The 2,876-nt window shown below is 71.3% G+C and carries 1 protein-coding gene; it reads right to left on the bottom strand.

Annotated elements, in window-relative coordinates:
- A partial coding sequence (locus ABTZ94_RS37155; protein WP_351207825.1) for a type I polyketide synthase occupies positions 1–2,876 on the bottom strand: 2,876 nt, incomplete at both ends.

The raw sequence follows: 2,876 nt of genomic DNA on the forward strand, positions 1-2,876 counted from the left end.
GGAAGCTCCTGCATCAACCGACCACGAGCCGCCACCAACATCGACGCGTCGGACAGGGACAACACCCCCGCCACATGCGCCGCAGCCAGCTCACCAATCGAATGACCCGACAAGAAGTCAGGACGCAGCCCCCACGCCTCGACCAGACGGAACAACGCCACCTCGACCGCGAACAACGCAGGCTGCGTGAAACCCGTCCGATCCAGCAGCTTGGCGTCGTCACCGAACAGCACGTCCTTGAGCGGCTGTTCCAGATGCACGTCCAGCTCTTCACACACCGCATCCAGCGCCTGCGCGAACACCGGATACGCGGCATACAGGTCACGTCCCATACCGAGCCGCTGGCTGCCCTGGCCCGTGAAGAGGAAGGCTGTTTTGCCCCCCGTCGCGGACCCTGTCACCAGTCCCGGCGTCGGCTCGTCCGCGGTCAGGGCCGCCAGGCCCCGCCGGAGCTCCTCGGCATCCCGGCCGAGCAGTACGGCACGGTGCTCCAGGGCGGCGCGGGTGGTGGCCAGTGAGTACGCCAGATCCAGCGGCCGCAGCCCCTCGGTGGCAGTCACGTACGAACGCAGTCGTTCGGCCTGGGCGTGGAGCGCGTCGGCGTCGCGGGCGGAGATCGGCCACGCCAGAACGGGCAGGGTCACCTTCGGCGTCGTGTCGGCCGCAACATCGTCCGCCGGGGCCTGCTCGATGATCGCGTGGGAGTTGGTGCCGCTGTAACCGAAGGAGGAGACAGCGGCCCGGCGCGGGCGACCGGTCTCCGGCCACTCCTGGGCCTCGGTCAGCAACTCGATGTCGCCGGCCGACCAGTCCACGTGCGGGGTGGGTTCGAAGACGTGCAGCGTCTGCGGCAGCACGCCGTGTTCCATCGCCTTGACCATCTTGATGATGCCCGCGACGCCCGCGACGGCCTGGGTGTGGCCGATGTTGGACTTCACCGAGCCGAGCAGCAACGGCCGCCCCTCGGGGCGGTCCTGGCCGTAGGTGGCCAGCAGTGCCTGCGCCTCGATCGGATCGCCCAGTGTGGTGCCGGTGCCGTGCGCCTCGACCGCGTCCACGTCCGACGTGGTCAGTCCGGCGTTGGCCAGCGCCTGGCGGATGACTCGCTGCTGCGACGGTCCGTTGGGCGCCGTCAGGCCATTGCTCGCGCCGTCCTGGTTGATGGCGGTGGAGCGCAGCACGGCGAGCACCGGGTGGCCGTTGCGCCGCGCGTCGGAGAGCCGCTCGACCAGTAGCACGCCCACTCCCTCGGACCAGATGGTGCCGTCCGCGTCGCCGGAGAACGCCTTGATCCGGCCGTCGGCGGCCAGGCCGCGCTGGCGGCTGAACTCCAGGAAGGCGCTGGGGGTGGACATGACCGTGACGGCACCTGCCAGCGCCAGCGAGCACTCGCCGTTGTGCAGCGCCTGCGCCGCGAGATGCAGCGCCACCACCGACGACGAGCACGCCGTGTCGATGGTGAGGGCGGGGCCCTCCAGGCCGAAGGTGTAGGAGAGCCTGCCGGACGCCACGCTCGCCGAGTTGCCCGTACCCAGATGGCCTTCGAGGCCCTGCGGCTCGTCCAGCCACAGGGTCAGGTAATCCTGCTCGTTGGAGCCGATGTACACGGCGGTCTTGCTGCCGCGGAGGGTCGCCGGGTCGATGCCGGCCCGCTCGAACGCCTCCCAAGTGGTCTCCAGCAGCAACCGCTGCTGCGGATCCATCGCCAGTGCCTCGCGTGGAGATATCCCGAAGAAGGCCGCGTCGAAGTCGGCGACATCGTGCAGGAAGCCGCCCTCGCGGACGTAGCTGGTGCCTTCGAGGTCGGGGTCGTCGCTGTGGAGGGTGCCGAGGTCCCAGCCGCGGTCCGCCGGGAAGGGGGTGATCCCGTCGCCGCCGGAGACCAGCAGCTGCCACAGGTCCTCGGGTGAGCGCACGCCGCCGGGGAAACGGCAGCTCATCGCCACGATCGCGATCGGGTCGTCGTTCGCGGCGGTTGTCACCCGGTCCGGGACGATCGCTTCGGCCTCGTCACCCAGAATCTCGGTACGCAGATGGCCTGCCAGGGCGAGCGAGGTCGGGTAGTCGAAGACCAGCGTGGGCGAGAGCCGCAGCCCGGTCGCCTCGCGGAGCAGGTTGCGCAGTTCGACGGCGGTGAGCGAGTCGAAGCCCAGCTCCTTGAACGCCCTTCCCTCCTCGACCGCCTGCGGTCCCGCGTAGCCGAGCACCGCCGCGACCTGTGAACGGACCAGGTCCAGCAGCAGCCGGTGCTGCTCGCCCTCGCTGAGCCCGGCGAGCCGCTGTGCCGACCCGGCGTCGCCCGCACCGGCGTTGGTGTGCACCGCGCGCCGCGCCGGGATCCGGACCAGGCCGCGCAGCAGCGGCGAGATCGCGCCCGTCGCCGCCTGGGCGCGCAGTGCCACGGCGTCCACCCGCATCGGGGCCAGGGCCCCGTCGGTGGCAGTGAGTGCCGCGTCGAGCAGCGCCAGGCCCTCGGCCGGCGTCAGCGGCGGCAGTCCCGCCCGCCGCATCCGGCTGATGTCGACCTCGTCCAGGCCGCCGGCCATGCCGGAGCCCGCCCAGGGGCCCCACGCCAGCGAGCTTGCCGGCAGCCCTTCGGCCCGGCGGTGTGTCGCCAGCGTGTCCAGGAACGCGTTGGCGGCGGCGTAGTTGCCCTGCCCCGGGCTGCCGAAGATCCCGGAGGCGGAGGAGAAGAGAACGAATGCGGACAACGGGAGACCCCGCGTCAGCTCATGCAGGTTCCACGCCGCGTCCGCCTTCGGACGCAGCACACGCACCAGGCGCTCGGGCGTGAGCGAGCCGATGATGCCGTCGTCCAGCACACCGGCGGTGTGCACCACGGCGGTCAGCGGGTGCGCGGCCGGAATCGCCGCCAG

Source organism: Streptomyces sp. NPDC002785 (assembly GCF_040295565.1).
Taxonomy (GTDB): Bacteria; Actinomycetota; Actinomycetes; order Streptomycetales; family Streptomycetaceae; genus Streptomyces.